The sequence below is a fragment of the Nocardia sp. CDC153 genome (assembly GCF_035818515.1).
Taxonomy (GTDB): domain Bacteria; phylum Actinomycetota; class Actinomycetes; order Mycobacteriales; family Mycobacteriaceae; genus Nocardia.
The window spans coordinates 1,386,690-1,407,127 of the sequence record NZ_JAYKYU010000002.1 but is presented as its reverse complement, the minus strand read 5'-3'; the positions used below and the strand labels follow the sequence as shown (position 1 = coordinate 1,407,127).

Below are 20,438 nucleotides of genomic sequence, written 5' to 3'. Positions count from 1 at the left end.
CTTCGCTGGTCGAGTCAGAGATTGAGGAGATCGGCGGTCTGTTCGCCGATCGCGGGGCCCAGCGTCATGCCGCGCCCACCCGGCCCGGTGACGACCCATACGCCGTCGGAGGCCTGCGCGCGGGTCACGATGGTCCCCGGATCGATGGACTGGCTGTACACGCCCGCCCAGCGCCGCACAATCGGCGGCAGCTTGCGGCCCAGCAGCTCCTCCATCACCCCGGTGAGGTGCTCGTACGGGGCCTCGTCCACATCGAAGGTGAACGGCTCGTCGTACTCGTGGGTGTCGCCGATGGTGAGCCCGCCGTGCAGGCGCTGCACGGCCAGCAGCTGCATCTTGTGCTGGGCGGCCGTGAACGGCTGCGCCTCTTCACGATTCAGCTTGTCCAGCTCCGGGCCCGCGAAGGCGGGGTAGTAGCGGAAGCTGTCACCGTCGGCGATGGCGGTGGTGAGCGGTTCGCCCAGCGGAGCGGTCTGCATCATCTGCAGGCGCACGCGCCGCACCGGAATGTCGCCCACCAGTTCACGAGTCAGGCCGGAGTGCGCCGCGCCCGGGCAGACCAGGACCAGATCGCCCTCGTGGCGGCGGCCGCGATCGTCGACGACGGTGGTGCCGGTGACGGCGCGCGCCTCGGTTCCGGCGTAGAACGTGTAGCGCTCGCTGGCCTCCAGATAGCGGCGCAGGGCGGGCAGCGCCTGGCGCGACTCCACGGCGGCATCGGTCGAACAGTGCAGGCCCGCACGGAATTTGCCGCGCAGCGCCGGGTTGATCGCGCGCACCTGCTCGGGGTCGAGCAGTTCGAAGCCGCGCTCGGCGGCCGACGGGCTCGCCATGGCGGCCTCGGCCACCGCGAGCTCATTGTCGGTGCGCACCAGGGTGATCGAGCCCGCGGGCCGGAAGCCCACGCCCGGCACCTTGCCGCCGATCTCCTCCCACAGCTGCCGGGACCGCAGTGTGAGTTCCAGTTCGCCCGCGCTGCGCCCGGACACCCACACCAGACCGAAGTTGCGCACGGTCGCGCCGCGCGCCTCCACCTCCCGTTCGAGGTGGACGACTTCGTGGCCGCGCCCGATGGCGGCGAGAGCGTGGGCGGTACCGAGGATCCCTCCGCCGATGATGACCAATCGCATGACCAACATCCTGGGCAATGGTCTAGACCTAGGAGTGTTTCGTGTGGAAACGCTGGGTTAATAATTGGTATAGACCAATCTTGTGTACGCTGGGGGCATGGAGACGAGGGAGGCCGCCGGGGTGGAAGGTCGGGCTGCTGGGCCGGAAAACCACTCGGAGGCGGGTCGAGGGTCGGGCGAAATGCCCGGTGCGAGTGCCGATTCCGTGCTCACCGGCGACGCGCGCCTGCCCAAGTCCTACCGCGTGCGCGCGGAACTCGAGGAGCTGTTGGCCGAACTGTCCGAGGGCGATCCGCTGCCCTCGGAACGTGAACTCGCCCTGCGCTGCGGTGTCGCCCGGGAAACCGTCCGCCAGGCGGTGCGAGAACTCCTGGTGGAGGGGCGGATTCGCCGTCAGGGGCGCGGCACCGTGGTCTCGCGGCCGAAGATGGTGCAGCCCTTGTCGCTTCGCTCCTACACCGAGGGGGCGTTGAAGTTCGGCCGCACGCCGGGGCGTCTGCTGGTCGGCTGGAACGATGTGCCCGCCGATTCGGACGTGGCCCGGGATCTGGGTGTCGCGCCGGGCACCGTGGTGACGCATCTGGAACGGATCCTGCTCGCCGACGGCGAACGCATCGGGCTGGAGAGCACCTGGATGCCCTTGCCGCGCTTCGCCTTCCTGCGCGAGTTCTACGACCCCACCACCTCCCTGTACGCCGCGACCCGCTCGCGCGGCGTGGTCTACGTGTCCGCGACCGAGCGCATCGAGACCATGCTGGCCTCACCGCGCGAGGCCGCCCTGCTGGAATGCACGACGGCCCTGCCGATGCTGCTGCTGCACCGGCGCAGCGTCGACGCGGAGGGCTCGCCGATCGAACTCGTGCGGTCGCTGTATCGCGGCGACCGCATCGCATTTCAGGCCACCCTGCGCGATTACTGAGGCCTACTGCCCGGCGAGAGTGGCGTCGAGCCAATCGAACAGGCGCTGCAGGGTGAGCAGGACCGCCCCGGTGTGGCAGTGTTCGCCCGCGCCCTCCGGCTCGGTGCCGGTGATCAATTCCTTCTTGCAGGTGAGCGCCTCGTAGACGCGCGCGGCCTCACCCTGGAAGAACAGGTCGTTCTCGGCGTCGAAAACCAGTGTGGGGCATTGGATCTTGTCGGCGATACCGGCGAGGGTGTAGTCGGCGGTCATGCGCACGTACTCGGCGGGTGAGGCCGCGCCGAAGGTCCACACGCCATTGCGCAGCGCCCAGCGCAGGGTGGTGCTCTGCGTCATCATCAGCGCCGCAACGGCATTCGCCTCCGCGTCGCGGCCCCGCGCGATCCACTCGGCCAGGAACGGCGGCATCATCCGCTCGTGCGCGTAGTGGTAGTCGAACAGGCCGTCGTCGAGGATGAGCGCGGCGAGGCGATGCTCGAAGGCCGCCGCGCGGGCGGTGAGATAGCCGCCGAGGCTGTAGCCGAACAATGAGATTCGCGCCGGATCGATCTCCGGCCGGGTGAGCGCGAAGTCGACGACGGGGGTGATGACGGCCTCCCAGTCGTGGCGGAAGGTCAGGCCCTGTTCGCGAATCACCGCGCCCTGGCCGGGTCCGTCGAAGGCCAGCACGTGATAGCCGCGCGCGATGGCCCCGGCCGCGAGCGCGAAGTACGACTCCTCGAGGGTGGAATCGAAGCCGCTGGTGAAGATGACGGTCGGGCGCGGCGTGCCCGAGTCGTCGGCCAGGTACAGGTAGCCCGGCAGTGTGGTGTCCTCGTACGGAATCTCGACCGGCAGTACGGGGGTATCCATGAGTTGTGCTGCGGCCCAGAAGGTTTCGCGGGACAGCCGGGACAGCTCGCGCGCCTTCGGATCGTGCGCCGGATCGTCGCGGCGGTAGAACTCCGCGGTGCGGTAGTAGTTCGAGGCCCGCAGCAGCGCCTCGCGGGCGCTCACCCGGCGACCCGCGCTCGCGCTGGCCTCGCCGATGGCCTGGGCGCGGCGGGCGGTGGCCTCCCACTCGCGCAGCCAGGCGTCCTCATCGCCCTCCGGGATGCGGGCGGCGGTGGCGAGCACCTCGCCCAGTTCCGCGCCGCCGTAGCAGGCGAACCCGGCGGCGCGCAGGGTCTCGTAGGCGAAGGATTCATCGTCGAAGAGGAATTTCATGGCTTCTACCTCGCTCTTAACGTCGATACGACACCGTTTCGTCGTATGAGTGGAACGGTAGACCGGTCTACGACGAAACGCAACCGTATCGTCGTTGCTAGACTGCAGCGCATGAGCGACGAATCCGGTTCCCGCACCCGCAAACCCGCGGGTGCGGCGGTCATGCAACCGCAGGTGACCGCGGCCATCCGCGCGGCGGCCTTCGAGGAACTGGCCGAGGCCGGGTACGGCAAGCTCTCCATGGAGGCGGTGGCCCGGCGCGCGGGCGTGAGCAAGCCGACGCTGTACCGCCGCTGGTCGAGCAAGGAAGAACTGGTGACCGCGCTCATCTCCGAGGTCGCCATCGACGCCGCCGACTCCCCGGACACCGGCACCCTGCGCGGCGACATCCGCGCCTTCCTCGAATTCTCGGCCCACGCGCTGACGAATCCCCTTGTGGCACGCATCATTCCGGACCTGCTGGCGCAGGCTGTGCGCGTACCCGCCCTGCGCGAGGTCATGCAGTCGGGCATCGGCCGCTCGCGCCGAGCCAAGGTCGCCCAGATTCTGCACCGCGCCATCGCCCGCGGCGAACTCCCCGAGACGCTGAACATCGAACTGGCCCTGGACTTCCTGGGCGCACCCCTGTTCCTACGCGTCATGCTCGGCGGCGACCCGACGACCCCCACTTATCTCGACCAACTCACCGACATGCTGCTGACGGCCTTCGGCGCGACCACGCCCTGAAGGGACCGTGAAACAGATTCGGCCCGGTCGTTTCGACCGGGCCGAATCCATTGTCACTCAACGCACCTGCGGTGCCACCTTCGCGCCGAGCAGCTCGATATTGGCGAGCACCTTCTCGTGCGGCAGCGTGCCCACGCTGCTGTGCAGCATGAACCGATCCAGCCCGAGCGTGTCGCGAACATTCGCGATCTTCTCGGCCACGTAATCCGGCGTGCCCACGAACAGCGAGCCGCTCTGCGAGCGCAGCGCGTCGAACTGCTGCCGGGTCATCGGCCCCCACCCGCGCTCACGCCCGATACCGGACATGGCCCGCGCGTAGGAGGCGTAGAAGTCCGACACCGCCGCCTCGTCGGTCTCGGCGATGTACCCGTGCGCGTGTACCGCCACCGGCTGCGGCTCGTGCCCACCCTCGTCCAGCGCGCGGTGGTACAGATCCACCAGCGGCTTGAACCGCGCGGGCTGCCCGCCGATGATGGCGATGGCCAACGGCAGGCCCAAAAGCCCGGCGCGCACCACGGATTCGGGACTGCCGCCGACCGCGATCCACACCGGCAGCGGCCGGTTCTCGGTGCGCGGATAGACGATCGCGTCGGTCAAAGGCGCGCGGAACTTGCCCGACCAGGTGACCGGCCCCTCCTCCCGAATCTTCAACAGCAGCGCCAGCTTCTCCTCGAACAGCTCGTCGTAGTCGTTGAGGTCGTACCCGAACAGCGGGAACGACTCGATGAACGACCCACGGCCCGCCATCAATTCGGCCCGGCCGTTCGAGAGCCCGTCGAGGGTCGAGAAGTCCTGGAACACCCGCACCGGATCATCGGAGCTGAGCACCGTCACCGCGCTGGTGAGCTGAATCCGCTCGGTGCGCGAGGCGATGGCGGCCAGCACCATGGCGGGCGAGGAGGCCGCGAAATCCTTGCGGTGGTGCTCGCCCACGCCGTACACGTCCAGCCCGGCGCGCTCGGTGGCCACCGCTTCCTCGACCACCTGCCGCAACCGCTCGCCCGCGGTGGGCACCGGCCCGTCACCGCCGACGGGATGCGTTTCCGCGAATGTCGTCAGTCCCAATTCCACGGCCGCAGCCCCTCTCGAGTCTCGTTTCCACGCCAACTGGAAGCATAAACGGACCATGGTCCGGAAAGATTCCCCGGTGCCCCGGACCTGGGAATCCCACGATTCGGACCGGCAGATACTCTGGTAGCCATGTCTGTGCGCACCCGCAAGCCCCTCGTACCCGGCACGCAGTCGCCCATCCGCGAGGTCCCCAAGAACATCGAGCGCCCCGAGTACGTCTGGAAGAAGACCGCCAAGGAAGGCTCCGAGCCCTGGGTGCAGACTCCGGAGACCATCGAGAAGATGCGGATCGCGGGCAAGATCGCGGCGCAGGCCCTGGAGGAAGCCGGTAAGGCCGTCGCGCCGGGGGTGACCACCGACGAGCTGGACCGCATCGCGCACGAGTACATGTGCGACCACGGCGCATACCCGTCGACCTTGGGCTACAAGGGTTTTCCCAAGTCCTGCTGCACCTCGCTGAACGAGGTCATCTGCCACGGCATCCCGGACTCGACGGTCATCGAGGACGGCGACATCGTCAATATCGACGTGACCGCCTACATCAATGGCGTGCACGGCGACACCAACAAGACCTTCCTCGCCGGTGACGTGGACGAGGAGGTGCGCCTGCTGGTCGAGCGCACCGAGGAGGCGACCATGCGGGCCATCAAGGCGGTCAAGCCCGGTCGCGCGCTCAATGTCATCGGCCGGGTGATCGAGGCCTACGCCAACCGCTTCGGCTACGGCGTGGTCCGCGACTTCACCGGCCACGGTGTGGGTCCCACCTTCCACTCCGGTCTGGTCATCCTGCACTACGACCAGCCCGCCGTGGAGTCGGTCATCGAGCCCGGCATGACCTTCACCATCGAACCCATGATCAATCTGGGCGGTATCGACTACGAGATCTGGGACGACGGCTGGACCGTGGTCACCAAGGACCGCAAGTGGACCGCCCAATTCGAACACACACTCGTCGTCACCGACGAAGGCGCAGAAATTCTTACTCTCCCGTGAACATCGCAATGCCCCAGCGGGGCACCAGAACTCGCGCCCTCGGCTCCCGCGGCCCCCGGCGCAAGCCCACCCGCGTCCTGCCCCCGAACCCCCGCGACGACGGCCTGAGCGCCATGCGCGCCACCATGCGCCGCCACGTCGAACTCGCCGCGGGCCGTCCGGTCGACGACCCCGAAAGGCCCGAGGACGTCACCACCGACAGCGGCGACGCCTACGTCGACCGCGACGCCTACCGCGGCAGCGGTCGCGACCACTACGTCTACCGCCCCCGAGCGGAGTACAGCACCCGGTGAAGGGCGCTCTGCTCGTCGCCGGAACTACCTCCGACGCGGGGAAAAGCGTTGTCGTAGCGGGACTTTGCCGCATGTTGGCGCGGCGCGGCATTCGTGTCGCGCCGTTCAAGGCGCAGAACATGTCGAACAACTCCGTGGTGACGCTCGACGGCGGGGAGATCGGGCGGGCGCAGGCGTTGCAGGCTCGGGCCGCTGGGCTCGAGCCGAGCGTGCGGTTCAATCCGATCTTGTTGAAGCCCGGTAGTGATCGGCGATCGCAGCTCGTGGTGCGGGGCAAGGCGATCGACACCGTGGGGGCCAAGGATTACTTTCGGCATCGGACCGCGTTGCGGGCGATCGTGGCCGAGGAATTGGCTTCGCTGCGGGACGAATTCGATGTGGTGATTTGCGAGGGGGCCGGATCGCCTGCCGAGATCAACTTGCGGGCAACGGATTTGGCGAACATGGGATTGGCCCGGGCCGCGGACGTTCCGGTCGTGGTGGTGGGGGACATCGATCGCGGGGGAGTGCTGGCGCATTTGTTCGGGACGGTCGCGATTCTGGAACCCGAAGACCAGCGGCTGATTTCCGGGTTCATCGTCAATAAATTCCGGGGCGATGTGGATTTGTTGCGGCCGGGGCTGGATCAGCTCACGGCGCTCACCGGGCGGCCCACCCTGGGGGTGATTCCGTTCGCGGAGGACCTCTGGATCGACGCGGAGGACTCCCTCGGCACCGTGGCGGACGCCCCGGTCGGGCGACCGCGCCCGCCGCTGGGCACCGAATGGCTGACCGTCGCCGCCATCCGGCTACCGCGCATCTCCAACTCCACCGACGTCGAGGCATTGGCCTGCGAACCCGGCGTTTCGGTCCGCTGGGTGAGCGATCCATCCCGCATGGCGGGAGCCGACCTGGTCGTGGTGCCGGGCAGCAAATCCACCGTCGGCGATCTGGAATGGTTGCGGCGCACCGGCATTGCCGATGCCCTCGCCGCCCGCGCGGCGGCGGGCGCGCCCATCCTCGGTATCTGCGGCGGCTACCAGATGCTGGCCCGCACCATCGTCGACCCGGTCGAATCCGCCGCGGGCACCGTCGCGGGCCTGGGTCTGCTCGACCTGGAGATCGAATTCGCCGACCCGAAGGTGTTGCGCCGCTCCAGCGGTCGTGTGCGGGATCATGCGACCGCCGGGGGTAATAACGATCTCCCCGTGCACGGCTATGAGATCCACCACGGCCGCGTCACCCACTCCGGCGACGCCCCCTGGTTCGAACTGGACGGTCTCCCGGAAGGCAGTGTGCGCGAATCGATCTGGGGCACCCACCTCCACGGCGCCTTGGAGTCGGACGAATTTCGCCGCGCCTGGCTGCGCCGCGTCGCCGAGCGGGCGGGCCGCACCGGTTTCGTTGTCGCCGAGGACGTTTCGGTCGCCCAGGTCCGCGCGAGCCAGCTCGACCTGCTCGCCGACCTCATGGAAAAGCACCTCGACGCAGACCTTCTCGACCGCCTCATCACCGCCGGAGCCCCCGCGAATCTCCCCGTCCTCACCGTCGGCAAGTGACCGGCGTCACAGCAATCCGCCCGAGTCGCAGTCGACCCCACCGTGCCTCCTGTAGCGTGATTGACCATGGAATCTCGGCGGATCACGGTCGGTGACCGCGAGTGGGCGGTGCGAGTCGGCGGACCCGAAACACGGCACCACGTCCTGCTGCTACCCGATGCGGGTGATCCGGCCGATGTTTACGACCAGGTCTGCGCCCGGCTGCAGACCTCGGACCTGCACACCATCGCGATCGAATCGATCGACGGTCTCGACGCCACCGCGGTGTTCGCCATCCTCGACCAGCTGAAGGTCCCGTGGGCCAACCTGGTCGGCAGCGGCGCGGGCGCGGAACTGGCCTGGCAGTTGGCCGCCCGCGGCTTCGGCCGCTTCATGAGCCTGATCGTGGCGGGCGGCGGTCACCCGGCCGCGCCCGGCAATGACGGCACCGTCAAGGACGCCTCCTGCCCGCCGGTGGAGATCCCCACCACCCTGCTGGCCACCAAGCGCCTGCCGCGCGCGGTGGCCGAGGGCTCCAGCCGGTTCGTCTACGGCGAATTCCGGCTGGTCCCCATGGATGTCACCGATGTGGCCGCCGAAGCGGGCCACGAACTGGCCACCGAAGTGGTGCTACGCACCAGCTTCTGGTGATTTCGCCAGCCACTCCAGCCAGGAATCGAGCTCGGCGAAGGCCTGGGCGCGTGGCTTCTCCGCGGACAGGAACACATCGTGCCGCGCGCCCTCGATCGGCACGATGTTGGTCCGGTCGCCCAGGCAGCCCGACCAGCGCTGAATCTGTTTGACGTCCAGCACCAGATCGGCCAGATCGGCGGCGGGCCCGTACTCGCGCATGAACTTGGTCAGCTTGGAGCGCAGGATCAGCGCGGGGACGCCGATATCGAGGCCCTTGTGCAGCCGGAACTGCCCGCGCCGGATGGCCCGCAACCAGCCCGCGTGAACCGCGTAGCCGCTCAACGGTTTCCAGTCCAGGTTGTAGTCCCACTCGCCGGACACGCTCTTGTGCAGGCTGTCGCCGTAGGCGGTGGACACGCCCAGCGGAATCTTGGCGAACGCGCGCAGTCGACCCAGGCCCTCCAGCAGCGGCGTGCCGATCGAGCGGTAGTAACCCGGCCCCTGCAGATCGAACCACGGGCTGTTCAGTACCAGACCCGTAATCCCTTGCGCCGCAGTGCCTCCCGCGGCCTGCAGGCGGTTCAGCCACAGCGAGGTGACCAGACCGCCGGTCGAATGCGCCATGACCAGGACCGGCAGCCCGGTCTCCGCGCGCATGATCTTCAGCGCGCGATTCAACTCCACGTCGTAGAGCGCCAGGTCGGACACGAAGTGCGGCGTCTGCCCGCTGCGCTGCGAACGCCCGCATTTGCGCAGGTCCAGCGCGTAGAAGGCATAGCCCTGCGCGGCCAGGTGCTGGGCCAGGTGTTCCTGGAAGAAGTAGTCGGTGAATCCGTGCACGTACAGCACGGCCCGGGTGGCGACCGGGGCGTCGGCCGGGGTGTAGCGGACCAGCGTGGCGACCACGTCGCCCTCGCCGTCCGGATCGGGTCCCAGCGGGATCGTCAGCTGCTGGTAGTCGTCACCCAGCACGTCGGGCTGCCAGGCGCCGGGCCGGGTGGTGTCGGGCAGCGTGGTGTCGGGCGACGAGGTGGTGGATGACGTATCGGAGGTCACAAGCCCAAGATAGACCGCGCCACAACGATGTCCATTTGGGAGGGATCTCTCACATTCGGGGTTTTCGAAGGGGGATTCGGGAATGCTCAGGGGCAGAATTAGGCTCAAGTGAACGACGGGTAACCTAACTCCCACCTGGTGACCCATTCAAGGACAAGGAAGTCGACGAACGCCGTGTCGAACGCTGCCACGATTGAAAAGACCGATGTAGTACTGATCGGCGCAGGCATCATGAGTGCCACCCTCGGTGCCTTGCTCCGACAGGTGCAGCCGGACTGGTCGATCAATATGTTCGAGCGCCTGGACGAGGCGGCCGGAGAGAGCAGCGATCCCTGGAACAACGCGGGCACCGGTCACTCCGCGCTCTGCGAGCTGAACTACACGCCGCGCAACGCCGACGGCTCGGTGGAGATCACCAAGGCCATCGACATCAACGAGCGCTTCCAGGTCTCGCGGCAGTTCTGGTCCTACGCGGTGGAGAACGGCGTCCTGGCCAACCCGTCGAACTTCATCAACCCCATCCCGCACGTGAGCTTCACCCACGGCACCGACGGCGTCGAATACCTGCGCAAGCGCTACGAGGCGCTGTCGCGGCATCCGCTGTTCGAGGGCATGGAATTCATCGACGACGCAGCCGAATTCAGTCGGCGACTACCGCTGATGGCCAAGGGCCGCGACTTCTCCGACCCGGTCGCCCTGAACTGGACCCAGTACGGCACCGACATCGACTTCGGTGAGCTCACCAAGGAACTGCTGGCCTACCTGGGCGCGTCGGGCGCGGACATCGCCTTCGGTCACGAGGTGCTCAACCTGACCAAGCAGTCCGACGGCTCGTGGCTGGTCAAGGTGCGCAATCTGCGCAGCCGCAAGGTGCGGGTGATCAACGCCAAGTTCGTGTTCGTGGGCGCGGGCGGCGGCGCGCTGCCGCTGCTGCAGAAGTCGGGCATCAAGGAGATCGCCGGATTCGGCGGCTTCCCGGTGTCGGGTCTGTTCCTGCGTGCCACCAACCCGGATCTCGTCGCCGCGCACGAGGCGAAGGTGTACGGCCAGGCGTCGGTCGGCGCGCCGCCGATGTCGGTGCCGCACTTGGACACTCGCGTCATCAATGGCGAGAAGGGTCTGCTGTTCGGTCCCTACGCCGGGTGGACGCCGAAGTTCCTCAAGGACGGCAAGCTGACCGACCTCATCAAGTCGGTGAAGCCGAACAACCTGTTCTCCATGCTGGGCGTCGGCGTCACCGAGATGGGTCTGGTCAACTACCTGGTCTCGGAGTTGCTGAAGTCACAGAACGGCCGCATCGACTCCATGGAGGAGTTCATCCCGCGCGCCGAGTTGGGCGATTGGGAGCTGATCATCGCCGGTCAGCGCGTGCAGATGATTCGCCGCAAGGGCATCGGCGGCGTGCTGGAGCTGGGCACCGCGGTCGTCGCGGCCGAGGACGGCACCATAGCCGGTCTGCTGGGCGCCTCGCCGGGCGCGTCCACCTGCGTGAGCGCCATGCTGGACGTCATGAAGCGTTGCTTCCCGCGCGAATTCTCCACGTGGGAGCCGAAACTCAAGGAAATGGTGCCGTCGCTGGGCGTCAAGCTGTCGGAGAATCAGGCCCTGTTCCGCGAGGTCTGGGACTGGTCGAGCAAGGCCCTGCAGCTCGATTCCGCCAACACGCCAAAGCACGCCGGTATCGCTTCTCACGCCTAGATGTGATAGCAAGACGCGATGATGTCAACGGTTGCTCTCAAACGGTCGTGGTCCCAAGACCTGGACACCGCGACGCTGTACAAGCTGTTGAAACTTCGCGTCGAGGTGTTCGTCGTCGAGCAGAAGTGCGCCTACCCGGAACTGGACGGGTTCGACCTGCTGCCGGAAACCCGTCACTTCTGGCTCGACGATGAGGGCGAGGTCATTTGCACCCTGCGTCTCATGGAGGAGCACGAGGACGGCGTGAAGTCCTTCCGCATCGGCCGCCTCTGCACCACCCCCGAGGCGCGCGGACACGGCTACACCACCCGCCTGCTGCAGGCGGCGCTCGCCGAGGCCGGTTCGGCCACGGTCCGCCTGAACGCGCAGACCTACCTCGTCGACATGTACACCAAGCACGGCTTCAAGGTCGACGGCGAGGAATACATCGAGGACGGCATCCCCCACATCCCGATGCGCCGCGGCTGACCCAACCTTCATAGGACAACCTCGAGCGCCCGCCGTGCGACCCACGGCGGGCGCTCGGCCATTCACCCGAGGGTGGTGGGGTTGGGGTGTGGGGGCGCGCATAGAGTTGGGGCGTGTCCGTTTCTCCTGTGGCTTACTCCGAAAGTGTTCGTGCGGCCGGTGATGAGGCCGGGTTTCCGTTCTCCGCTGTGGTGGGGCAGGAGCGGCTGCAGCTGGCGTTGATTCTGTGCGCGGTGCATCCGGGGATCGGTGGGGTGCTGGTGCGGGGGGAGAAGGGGACCGCGAAATCGACCGTGGTGCGGGCGCTGGCGCAATTGCTGCCGCCGGTGGTGGACGAGTCGGGGGCGCGGCCCGCGCGGCTGGTGGAGTTGCCGGTGGGGGCGACCGAGGATCGGGTGGTCGGCTCGCTGGATTTGGAGCGGGTGCTGCGGGACGGGGAGCAGGCGTTCAAGCCGGGGCTGTTGGCCGCCGCGCATCACGGCGTGCTCTACGTCGACGAGGTGAACCTGCTGCACGATCATCTGGTGGACGTGCTGCTGGACGCGGCCGCCATGGGGCGGGTGCACATCGAGCGCGACGGCGTCTCCCACACCCATCCCGCGCGATTCGTCTTGGTGGGCACCATGAATCCCGAAGAGGGTGAGCTGCGCCCGCAGCTGCTGGACCGCTTCGGCCTGACCGTCGACGTGGTCGCCTCCCGGGACGTGGACGTCCGCATGGCCGTGGTCCGCCGCCGCCTCGACTACGAGGCCGACCCGAACGCCTTCGCCGAGCGTTATCGTGCCGCGGATCGTGAAGTGGCCGAACGCATTCTGACCGCCCGCGACCGGCTGGGCGAGGTGGCGCTGGACAATGTCGAGCTGCGCCGCATCGCCGCCCTGTGCGCGGCGTTCGATGTCGACGGCATGCGCGCGGACCTGGTGGTCGCCCGCACCGCCACCGCCCACGCCGCCTGGCGCGGGGCCACTGCGGTCACCGAGGCCGATGTGCGTGTCGCCGCGGAATTGGCTCTGCCGCATCGCCGTCGCCGCGATCCGTTCGACGAACCCGGGATCAGCGAGGAGCAACTCGACGAGGCCATGGATCGGGCGGCGGAGGAAGCCGCGCGCGCCGAAGGGGATGACCGCCTGGGAAAAGGTGAAGCGGTCCCGCCGAATGACGATGCGGGACCGCAGGATCCGACCGATGGGCCGAACCCGAAGGATTCCGCTGCCGCCCAGCCGGATTCACGTGATCGGGGTGCGGCCGAGGACTCGGATCCGGCCGGTGGATCGGACTCCCCGAGGAATGATTCGAATTCCCCGCTGAGTGATTCGGACTCGGACGAGGGCCCGGACTCTCCGGACGGCGGGCCGGATTCCCCTGGGGGAGGCCAGAATCCGCCCGCTGGCCCGAGTGGCGACGGCCGTGATGACCGGAAGAGTTCCGGTGACCGTCCCGCTCGCGAGGGCCGCGTCGCGGCTCCCACCGCCACCCTGCCCAAGCCCCCGCGCTGGGAGGTTCCCGGTGTCGGTGAAGGCGCGCCCGGCCGCCGTTCGCGCGCCCGCACTCGCCAGGGCCGGGTCGTCCAGGCCACCGACGACACCTCCACCGGCCTGCACCTGCTCGGCACGATCTTCGCCGCGGCCCCGCACCAGTTCGAGCGCGGCCGCCTGACCGGCCCGCTCGCGTTCGCTCCCGGGGATCTGCGCGGGGCGTATCGCGAAGGCCGGGAAGGCAATCTGGTCGTCTTCGTGGTCGACACCTCCGGCTCCATGGCCGCCCGCGACCGCCTCTCGGCCGTCACCAACGCGGTGGTGGCCCTGCTCCGCGACGCCTACCAGCGCCGCGACAAGGTCGCCGTCATCACCATGCGCGGCCAGCAGGCGGAGCTGGTCCTCCCCCCGACCTCCTCGGTCGACATCGCCGTCCGCCGCCTCGCCGACCTGCGCACCGGCGGCAAAACCCCACTGGCCCAAGGCCTCCTGAAGGCCCGCGACCTGATCCGCCGCGAACGCCTGCGCGACCCCCACCGCCGCCCGCTGCTGGTCCTGCTCACCGACGGCCGCGCCACCGGCGGCACCGACCCGGTCCCGCGCGCCCGCGCCGCCGCCCGCATGCTCGCCCACGACGCCGTCACCGCCATGGTCGTCGACTGCGAACGCGGCATGATCCGCCTCGCCCTCGCCCGCGACATCGCCACCGAACTACGCGCCGGCTACCTCCAATTGACCGACCTCACCGGCGATTCCGTCGCGGGCATCGTCCGCGCCACCCGCGCCGCGTAACCCGTTGTCCTCGCGTGGACCTGGCCCTCGCTGAAATGTGTGGCGGCGGCTTACGATTGGGTGAGTCGGGCCGGAGACTCCAGCACCGGATCGACCAGAGTCACCGGGGGCGAGAACATGGGCTATTACACGCACGGCTGGGCCGAATCTCAGCGTGACATTTCCGATGTCGTCGCTGCGGCGAAGGCGGCCAAGGCAGCGAGGCGCGGGCGGGGCGTTTCCGACGAATCTGTTGCGACCAGGGCCGGGCAGTCGGCTCATTACGCCACGGGTGGTCGTGCTACCGGTCGGCGCGATTACGGCGAGGCGATCATCCAGACGGGAGCGGCACTGCTCGGCCCGACACCCGTCCCGGGCATCGTCGTCGGTGGTATCTGGGGCGCGATCAAAGGCTTCTTCGACAACCTCTAGTGACCGCGGTCCGGGCCGGGGGTCGTCGTGTCGTAGGCGTATGGCACCGTGATTCCCGGACTTGGTTGTCGTGGAAGGAGCTGGGGTCGATGCCGAAGGGTGTGCCGCTGCCGGAGAGCATTCCGGATGACGGGCTGACGACGCGGCAGCGTCGGAACCTGCCCGTGTTAGCGGTGCACACCGGGCCGGGGAAGGGGAAGTCGACCGCGGCGTTCGGGATGGCGTTGCGGGCGTGGAACCAGGGCTTCGATGTCGCGGTGTTCCAGTTCGTGAAGAGCGCCAAGTGGAAGGTGGGGGAGGAGGCCGCTTTCCGGACCCTCGGGCAGCTGCACGACGAGACCGGCGTCGGCGGTGCGGTGGAGTGGCACAAGATGGGCGAGGGCTGGTCGTGGACTCGCAAGCAGGGCAGCGATGAGGACCACGCGGCCGCCGCCCTGGCCGGGTGGAAGGAAATCCAGCGGCGGTTGGGGGCCGAGGAGCATCGCTTCTATGTGCTCGACGAGTTCACCTATCCGCTCAAGTGGGGATGGGTCGATGTGGACGAGGTCGTCGAGACGCTGCGCGATCGACCCGGCAACCAGCACGTGGTGATCACCGGCCGGGATGCCCCGCAGGCGTTGATCGACGCCGCGGACCTGGTCACCGAGATGACCAAGGTGAAGCATCCGATGGACGCGGGCCGCAAGGGCCAGCGCGGCATCGAATGGTGAGCACACCCGCGGTGGTCATCGCCGCACCCGCCTCGGGGAGCGGAAAGACCACGGTCGCCACCGGATTGATCGGCGCACTGCGCCGCGCCGGGCACCGCGTCGCGCCGTTCAAGGTGGGCCCGGACTACATCGATCCCGGCTACCACGGTCTGGCCGCCGGCCGCCCGGGCCGCAACCTGGACCCGGTCCTGGTCGGGGCCGACAGGGTGGTGCCGCTGTATCTCCACGGCAGCCGCGACTGCGACCTCGCCGTGGTCGAGGGCGTGATGGGCCTGTTCGACGGCCGCATCGACGAACACAACACCGAGCCCATCGCGGAAGGCTCGACCGCTCAGATCGCCGCCATGCTGGGCGCACCGGTGATCCTGGTCGTCGACGCACGTGGCCACAGCCAGAGTTTGGCGGCCCTGCTGCACGGATTCGCCACGTACGACAGCGGAATCCGGCTCGGCGGAGTGATTCTCAACCGCGTCGGCAGCGAGCGGCACGAGCAGGTGCTGCGGGCGGCCTGTGCGCGTGTGGGTCTGCCGGTGCTGGGCGCATTGCCGCGTATGGCCGAATTGGCTGTTCCCTCACGGCATCTGGGGTTGATTCCGGCGGTCGAGCACGGTTCGGCCGCGCAGGCTGCGGTGGACGCCATGACGGACCTCGTTGCGGCACATATCGATTTGAATGCCGTGGCGGCATCGGCGGCTTCGAACGCTGGTGGATCTGTGTGGGATCCTTCGGCCGAGGTAACTTCCGAGGAGTCCGGCCCGGTGGTGGCGATCGCCGGTGGACCGGCATTCACATTCGGCTACGCGGAACACCGTGAACTGCTGGCGGCGGCGGGTGCCGAGGTCCGAGTTTTCGACCCGCTGCGTGATGAATTGCCCTCCGGTACAGCCGGGTTGGTCATTCCGGGTGGATTCCCGGAAGAACATGCCGCCGAACTCGCCGCGAACACCGCCCTGCTCACCTCGATCGCCGACCTCGCCGCGCGCGGCCTCCCGATCCACGCCGAATGCGCGGGCCTGCTCTACCTGACCCGCACTCTCGACGGCCACCGCATGGCCGGAGTCATCGACGCCGAAGCCGAATTCAGCCCCCGCCTCACCCTCGGCTACCGAGACGCGGTGGCCCTCACGGATTCTCCCCTCTGGAGTGCCGGTGAACGAGTCCGCGGCCACGAATTCCACCGCACCCGCCTCACCGCCCCCAGCTCGGCCGCCCCCGCCTGGGCCTGGCGCTCCCCATCCGGCGAAACCATCCGAGAAGGCGCAACCCCGTACCGAGTCCACGCCTCCTATCTCCACACCCACCCCGCCGGAAACCCCACCGCCATAGGCCGATTCGTAGCCGCCGCAGCCGACTTTGCCCGAACCCATGCCCCGGCTTGAGCTGGTCGTGGGTGTCGGACTACGGCCTGGAACCCCGGCTGACGAGATCGTCGCGGCAGTGCGGGAAGTCCTGGGCGACGCGATAATCCGCCAGCTGGCCACGATCGACCGCCGCGCGGACGAGCCGGGTTTCCGCACGGCGGCAGAGCATTTGGGAGCCGAAGTGGTATCGGTCCCCGTCGTGGACCTGCAAGTGGTGCAGGTCCAAAACCCCTCGGCGCGAGTAACAGCGGCCTTGGGCACATCGAGTGTCGCTGAGGCCGCAGCGCTTTCGGTTAGTGGCGAAAAGGAATTGATTACACCGAAGACGATAGTCTCCGGTGTGGTTATCGCCGCAGCGCCATTTCGAAACGCCGAATAGTCTGAAATCCCTTATATCACAACGGAATTCGCCTTCTATTATGATCAATTCGGCGGTAGAATTGAGGTATGAATTCGAAGGGGGAAACACTCGACAGCACCGGCATCGGCGCGCTGATGACCGCGATCACCAACGTCGCCGATACCGTCCTGCATGGCAAACTCAAGGCTCGGACAGATATCGATGCCGTGGAATTCCTGCGCGATCTGGAGATCTGCAAGCGCCAACTGGCCGCCCTGGATTCGGCGCTCGTCATCGAGATCGCGGAGCGGGACCTGCCGCGCAAGGCCGGGGTGAAGGATGTGGTGCCGTTCCTGCGTCAAACCCTGGGCCTGTCGCGCTATGACGCGGCGATGCGGGTGAAGATCGCCGCAGCCTGTGGGGAATTCCTCGGAGTCGACGGCACGCCGCGCCCGGTTGCTTTGGAGGCGACCGCGAACGCGTTTGAAGCGGGGGTGATTTCGCGTGATCACGTGCGCGGCATCGTCGACATCATGACGCATCTGCCCGCCGAGGTGCCCGCTCCGGCGCGGGTCGAGACCGAGGCACTGCTGGTGGAGCACTGCGTGACCGGTCACCCCGACGACCTGCCGAAGATCGGGCGCGAGATCCTCGCGCGCCTGGATCCGGAGGGCACGGTGATCTCTGATGCCGATCGTCGTCGCCGTCGCGGCATCACGATCAGCCGTCCCGGGGTGGATGGGATGTCGAAGATCGAAGGCTGGCTCACCCCCGAACTGCGGGCGTTGTTGGATGCGATCTTCGCCAAGCTGGCGCGGCCCGGTATGTGCAACCTCGATGATGCTGATGCCGAGATCCTCGCCGCCACCGCGCACGTCGAGTCGAAGGTGTTGGAAGCGGCCGCGCGCCGGGATCGTCGCGACGCAGGGCAGCGCACCCACGACGCGTTGTTCGCGCTCGTGTCTGCTCTGCACGCCGGTACCGATGGTGCCGTTACCGACGCGGGCGTTACTGCGGGTACCGCTGGTGTCGCTGCGGCCAAGGCCGGTAAGCCGGTGAAGTTGGGTAAGCACCGTGGCCTGCCCGTCGAAGTCGTTGTCACGATGAGCCTGGCCGACCTCGAAAAGGGTGCGGGCGTGGCCACCACCGCTTCGGGTGGGCACCTGTCCATCAACGAAGCGCTCAAGTTGGCCAAGAACCCTCGCCCGGTCCTCGCGATCCTCGACAAGGACGAGATCCCGCTCTACCTCGCCCACGGCGAACGCCTCGCCAGCTCGGGGCAGCGGTTGGCGTTGATCGCCCGCGATCGCGGCTGCACCCACCCCGGCTGCGATGTACCCGCGAGCATGTGCGCCGCGCATCATGTGATCGATTGGGCCAAGGGCGGACCCACCGACCTCAACAACCTCGCCCTGGTCTGCGATCACCACCACGCCATGGTCAACGACAGCGAGAACGGCTGGAAGACAGTGATGTTGGGAAAGGACACCGCCCACCCGGGTCGGGTGGGCTGGATTGCTCCAGCGGCGTTGGACCCCTCCCACACCCCGCACGTCAACGACAAACATCACCTCGGGGAGCGGGTCGCCACGGCAGTCGATTCCAGTTGCCGGAAGTGGGGTTCACGGGCAGCGTGAAACCCGGCTGCTCGTGCCCGGCTGGCGTACGCAAAACAACGGGAAGTGTGGTCGCCTCGCCTGCCCTACCGGACTTGGGCTGACGCCGGGTTGGGAGCCGCCACCTCACCTCCCAGCCCACGGACTGCACGCATCACCTACTCGAGACAACCCAAGAAACACCATCTCGAACCGTTCGACAGCCCCACGGCTTCAAGCTCTTTGACAATTCCACAGAGACGAAGAACGGCCGAGCCGTGAGGGGGCTGGTAGGTGAGAGGGCCTCGCAAGCTCGGCCACCCTCTCTCCCTCCTCCAGGCGTCTTTTGGTTTTTGTCTTTCGGCGAGTGGGCTGGGAGGTGAGTGAGGTTCGGTAGGTGAGGCGGCTGGTAGGTGCGGTTTTTGCGGGAGGGGGCTGGTGGGTGAGAGGGCCTCGCAAGCTCGGCCACCCTCTCTCCCTCCTCCTGGCGTCTTTTGTCTTTTCTCTCTTTTTGTCTTTGGCTCTTTGGGTTTTGATCTTTAGGGTTTTGTCTTGTGGCAGATCCGACCTTCGCGCAGGACGACCGGTGGCGCACCTATCTGACCTGGTGGGTGTTCTGGGGGTTCGTCGGGTTCTGCGTGACGGGGTTTCTTTCGTTCCTCATCATCAGCGATATGGATGGGGTCCCGGCCTTCTGCGGGTGGCGGCACCCCTGTTCGCCGATCATCCTCGGAAGCCTTGGAATGCTCCCGCTTTACGTGTGGGCGGGGGCCGGCGGGATCGCCTGGAAGTTGGGCCGGATGGCACTGGATAGAGGCCGGAGGGCGGCTTGGGGGATCGTGGTCGGCGGGTTGGTGTTCGTCCCCGGCGTGCTTCTCAGCCTCTATCTGGTGGCGGATTACTGGTGGCCCAACTCGTGATCAGGCGAGGTCAGGGCGCGACCGAGCCCCAGTCGACCATGCCGGTGGGATCGTGGCGGCCCATGGTGCCGTGTTCGAAGAGTCCCCAGCCTTCGGCGTCGCCGCAGCGGGCCTTACCCACGTGGTCGATGACGCCGAACGGGATTCGGCCCGCGATGGCGGGGTCGGTGAGGTCGTAGAGCTTGCTCTCGACCCATTCGCGGCCCTTCCACTGACCGTGCTGCCAGTCGGGGTCGCCGCCGTATCCGCAGCCGACATTGAGGGCCATGAAGGTTCCCGCCTCGACTTCCAGCTCGAGGGGCTTGCCTTCGCCGGTGGTGAGGTCCAGGCGCACCTTGGTCGGGATCCGGGTGCCGGGCTTGTAGGTCAAATGCACACGCGGCCAACCGAGTTGCTCGATTCGCCCGTCCTTCCAGATGCGGGTGGCGTCGTTCAGGGTGCGGAAGCCGTTGGGCTCCTCCTGCACGATGACGATGATCGAGAACTCGTCGAACAGCAGCGGCACGTACAGCCACCAGAAGCCCTCGGACGGTTCGGAGGCCAGCCGACCCGGATGATCGGATTCGCCGACCGGACGAATACCCCACGACCGGTCCCGGGTGCCACACCACGCCGACGGATCCACGGCGATATCGGTGCCATCCACACTCAATGTCCCCGACCAGGTTCCGACCTGAGCGAAGCGCTGCGCGTCGATGATGGGCCGATGCACCCCGGTCAGAATGGTGTGCGGCTGCTCGGCCACCGCCGGGAACGACCCCTCCCACGTGAGGTCGAACGAGAGATCCTCGTGCTCGCACAGCACCCGAATCTTCTGCAGCGGTTCCACGATCTCGATGCGATATCCGCCGACCTTCGGTTCCAGACTCCGCTCACCGAGCGCGTCGGAGAACCGCACCGCCCGCTGCGTGTCCCCACGGCGCACGGTCGCGAAGGCGTCGGTCACCCCGAGGTTCGGGTACACGCCGAAGCCGGTTACCAGAAAGGTGTCGCTGCCCTTGTCGAGAGCGTTGAAGTAGTTGCGGTCGTAGAAGTTCCGATCGCTGGTCCCGACCCGCGACATGGACAGCGGGGTCTGGTGGATCGGATATTCGTCGAGCGAGTTGATCTGATTCTGCGTCATT

General features: G+C 67.6%; 20 protein-coding genes. 15 read left to right on the top strand and 5 right to left on the bottom strand.

The window, feature by feature from the left end; all coding sequences use genetic code 11:
• Positions 1-14: 14 nt before the first annotated feature.
• The gene (locus tag VMT65_RS15060; RefSeq protein ID WP_326308816.1) at positions 15-1,130 is read right to left on the bottom strand and encodes a TIGR03364 family FAD-dependent oxidoreductase; all 1,116 of its coding nucleotides are present in this window, start codon (positions 1,128-1,130) and stop codon (positions 15-17) included.
• Between the two features lie 181 nt (positions 1,131-1,311).
• On the opposite strand from VMT65_RS15060, the gene VMT65_RS15055 reads away from it, so the two are divergent.
• Positions 1,312-2,049 (top strand): GntR family transcriptional regulator, encoded by a 738-nt coding sequence (locus VMT65_RS15055; protein WP_326308815.1) that lies wholly within the window; start codon positions 1,312-1,314, stop codon positions 2,047-2,049.
• Positions 2,050-2,052: 3 nt separating this feature from the next.
• Here VMT65_RS15055 and VMT65_RS15050 read toward each other — a convergent pair whose 3' ends face one another.
• The gene (locus tag VMT65_RS15050; RefSeq protein ID WP_326308814.1) at positions 2,053-3,255 is read right to left on the bottom strand and encodes an alpha/beta hydrolase family protein; all 1,203 of its coding nucleotides are present in this window, start codon (positions 3,253-3,255) and stop codon (positions 2,053-2,055) included.
• A 111-nt stretch (positions 3,256-3,366) separates the two neighbouring features.
• Between VMT65_RS15050 and VMT65_RS15045 the strand changes: the two genes are divergently transcribed.
• Positions 3,367-3,981, top strand: a complete 615-nt coding sequence (locus VMT65_RS15045; protein WP_326308813.1) for a TetR/AcrR family transcriptional regulator — start codon at positions 3,367-3,369, stop codon at positions 3,979-3,981.
• Positions 3,982-4,038: 57 nt separating this feature from the next.
• On the opposite strand, the gene VMT65_RS15040 is transcribed toward VMT65_RS15045, so the two are convergent.
• Complete coding sequence (locus tag VMT65_RS15040) at positions 4,039-5,052, bottom strand: LLM class flavin-dependent oxidoreductase (protein ID WP_326308812.1); 1,014 nt, start codon at positions 5,050-5,052, stop codon at positions 4,039-4,041.
• A gap of 129 nt (positions 5,053-5,181) precedes the next feature.
• Here VMT65_RS15040 and map point away from each other — a divergent pair, with 129 nt between their 5' ends.
• From map to VMT65_RS15020, 4 genes are all read left to right on the top strand, one after another.
• On the top strand, positions 5,182-6,045 hold the full coding sequence (gene map / locus VMT65_RS15035; protein WP_326308811.1) for a type I methionyl aminopeptidase: 864 nt from the start codon (positions 5,182-5,184) through the stop codon (positions 6,043-6,045).
• Complete coding sequence (locus VMT65_RS15030; RefSeq protein ID WP_326308810.1) at positions 6,042-6,338, top strand: hypothetical protein; 297 nt, start codon at positions 6,042-6,044, stop codon at positions 6,336-6,338. Before map ends, VMT65_RS15030 begins: the two co-directional genes overlap by 4 nt.
• On the top strand, positions 6,335-7,876 hold the full coding sequence (locus VMT65_RS15025) for a cobyric acid synthase (RefSeq protein ID WP_326308809.1): 1,542 nt from the start codon (positions 6,335-6,337) through the stop codon (positions 7,874-7,876). Before VMT65_RS15030 ends, VMT65_RS15025 begins: the two co-directional genes overlap by 4 nt.
• A gap of 66 nt (positions 7,877-7,942) precedes the next feature.
• Positions 7,943-8,506, top strand: coding sequence for an alpha/beta fold hydrolase (locus VMT65_RS15020; protein ID WP_326308808.1), 564 nt, complete (start codon positions 7,943-7,945; stop codon positions 8,504-8,506).
• On the opposite strand, the gene VMT65_RS15015 is transcribed toward VMT65_RS15020, so the two are convergent.
• Positions 8,486-9,499 (bottom strand): alpha/beta hydrolase, encoded by a 1,014-nt coding sequence (locus VMT65_RS15015; RefSeq protein ID WP_326309185.1) that lies wholly within the window; start codon positions 9,497-9,499, stop codon positions 8,486-8,488. The two genes, VMT65_RS15020 and VMT65_RS15015, sit on opposite strands and share 21 nt — an antisense overlap.
• A gap of 219 nt (positions 9,500-9,718) precedes the next feature.
• Here VMT65_RS15015 and mqo point away from each other — a divergent pair, with 219 nt between their 5' ends.
• The 9 genes from mqo to VMT65_RS14970 all read left to right on the top strand — a co-directional run bounded on the left by mqo (position 9,719) and on the right by VMT65_RS14970 (position 19,314).
• Complete coding sequence (gene mqo / locus VMT65_RS15010; protein ID WP_326308807.1) at positions 9,719-11,242, top strand: malate dehydrogenase (quinone); 1,524 nt, start codon at positions 9,719-9,721, stop codon at positions 11,240-11,242.
• A gap of 18 nt (positions 11,243-11,260) precedes the next feature.
• The gene (locus VMT65_RS15005) at positions 11,261-11,710 is read left to right on the top strand and encodes a GNAT family N-acetyltransferase (protein WP_040810874.1); all 450 of its coding nucleotides are present in this window, start codon (positions 11,261-11,263) and stop codon (positions 11,708-11,710) included.
• Positions 11,711-11,823: 113 nt separating this feature from the next.
• On the top strand, positions 11,824-13,977 hold the full coding sequence (locus tag VMT65_RS15000; RefSeq protein WP_326308806.1) for a magnesium chelatase subunit D family protein: 2,154 nt from the start codon (positions 11,824-11,826) through the stop codon (positions 13,975-13,977).
• 117 nt (positions 13,978-14,094) lie between these two features.
• On the top strand, positions 14,095-14,388 hold the full coding sequence (locus VMT65_RS14995; RefSeq protein WP_326308805.1) for a hypothetical protein: 294 nt from the start codon (positions 14,095-14,097) through the stop codon (positions 14,386-14,388).
• Positions 14,389-14,477: 89 nt separating this feature from the next.
• On the top strand, positions 14,478-15,098 hold the full coding sequence (cobO, locus tag VMT65_RS14990; RefSeq protein WP_040810883.1) for a cob(I)yrinic acid a,c-diamide adenosyltransferase: 621 nt from the start codon (positions 14,478-14,480) through the stop codon (positions 15,096-15,098).
• Entirely contained in the window at positions 15,092-16,477 is a 1,386-nt protein-coding gene (locus tag VMT65_RS14985; RefSeq protein WP_326308804.1) for a cobyrinate a,c-diamide synthase, read from the top strand. Before cobO ends, VMT65_RS14985 begins: the two co-directional genes overlap by 7 nt.
• Positions 16,464-16,838, top strand: a complete 375-nt coding sequence (locus tag VMT65_RS14980; RefSeq protein WP_326308803.1) for a cobalamin biosynthesis protein — start codon at positions 16,464-16,466, stop codon at positions 16,836-16,838. Before VMT65_RS14985 ends, VMT65_RS14980 begins: the two co-directional genes overlap by 14 nt.
• Before the next feature lie 68 nt (positions 16,839-16,906).
• On the top strand, positions 16,907-18,436 hold the full coding sequence (locus tag VMT65_RS14975; protein ID WP_326308802.1) for an HNH endonuclease signature motif containing protein: 1,530 nt from the start codon (positions 16,907-16,909) through the stop codon (positions 18,434-18,436).
• Between the two features lie 512 nt (positions 18,437-18,948).
• Positions 18,949-19,314, top strand: coding sequence for a hypothetical protein (locus VMT65_RS14970; protein WP_326308801.1), 366 nt, complete (start codon positions 18,949-18,951; stop codon positions 19,312-19,314).
• Between the two features lie 10 nt (positions 19,315-19,324).
• Here VMT65_RS14970 and VMT65_RS14965 read toward each other — a convergent pair whose 3' ends face one another.
• Positions 19,325-20,437, bottom strand: coding sequence for a hypothetical protein (locus VMT65_RS14965; RefSeq protein WP_326308800.1), 1,113 nt, complete (start codon positions 20,435-20,437; stop codon positions 19,325-19,327).
• Position 20,438: the final 1 nt, after the last annotated feature.

Coding starts and splice junctions, on each gene's coding strand:
- VMT65_RS15060 (WP_326308816.1), bottom strand. CDS start 1,130: ATGCGATTGGTCATCATCGGCGGAGGGATCCTCGGTACCGCCCACGCT.
- VMT65_RS15055 (WP_326308815.1), top strand. CDS start 1,312: ATGCCCGGTGCGAGTGCCGATTCCGTGCTCACCGGCGACGCGCGCCTG.
- VMT65_RS15050 (WP_326308814.1), bottom strand. CDS start 3,255: ATGAAATTCCTCTTCGACGATGAATCCTTCGCCTACGAGACCCTGCGC.
- VMT65_RS15045 (WP_326308813.1), top strand. CDS start 3,367: ATGAGCGACGAATCCGGTTCCCGCACCCGCAAACCCGCGGGTGCGGCG.
- map (WP_326308811.1), top strand. CDS start 5,182: ATGTCTGTGCGCACCCGCAAGCCCCTCGTACCCGGCACGCAGTCGCCC.
- VMT65_RS15020 (WP_326308808.1), top strand. CDS start 7,943: ATGGAATCTCGGCGGATCACGGTCGGTGACCGCGAGTGGGCGGTGCGA.
- VMT65_RS15005 (WP_040810874.1), top strand. CDS start 11,261: ATGATGTCAACGGTTGCTCTCAAACGGTCGTGGTCCCAAGACCTGGAC.
- VMT65_RS14995 (WP_326308805.1), top strand. CDS start 14,095: ATGGGCTATTACACGCACGGCTGGGCCGAATCTCAGCGTGACATTTCC.
- cobO (WP_040810883.1), top strand. CDS start 14,478: ATGCCGAAGGGTGTGCCGCTGCCGGAGAGCATTCCGGATGACGGGCTG.
- VMT65_RS14985 (WP_326308804.1), top strand. CDS start 15,092: ATGGTGAGCACACCCGCGGTGGTCATCGCCGCACCCGCCTCGGGGAGC.
- VMT65_RS14980 (WP_326308803.1), top strand. CDS start 16,464: ATGCCCCGGCTTGAGCTGGTCGTGGGTGTCGGACTACGGCCTGGAACC.
- VMT65_RS14975 (WP_326308802.1), top strand. CDS start 16,907: ATGAATTCGAAGGGGGAAACACTCGACAGCACCGGCATCGGCGCGCTG.
- VMT65_RS14965 (WP_326308800.1), bottom strand. CDS start 20,437: ATGACGCAGAATCAGATCAACTCGCTCGACGAATATCCGATCCACCAG.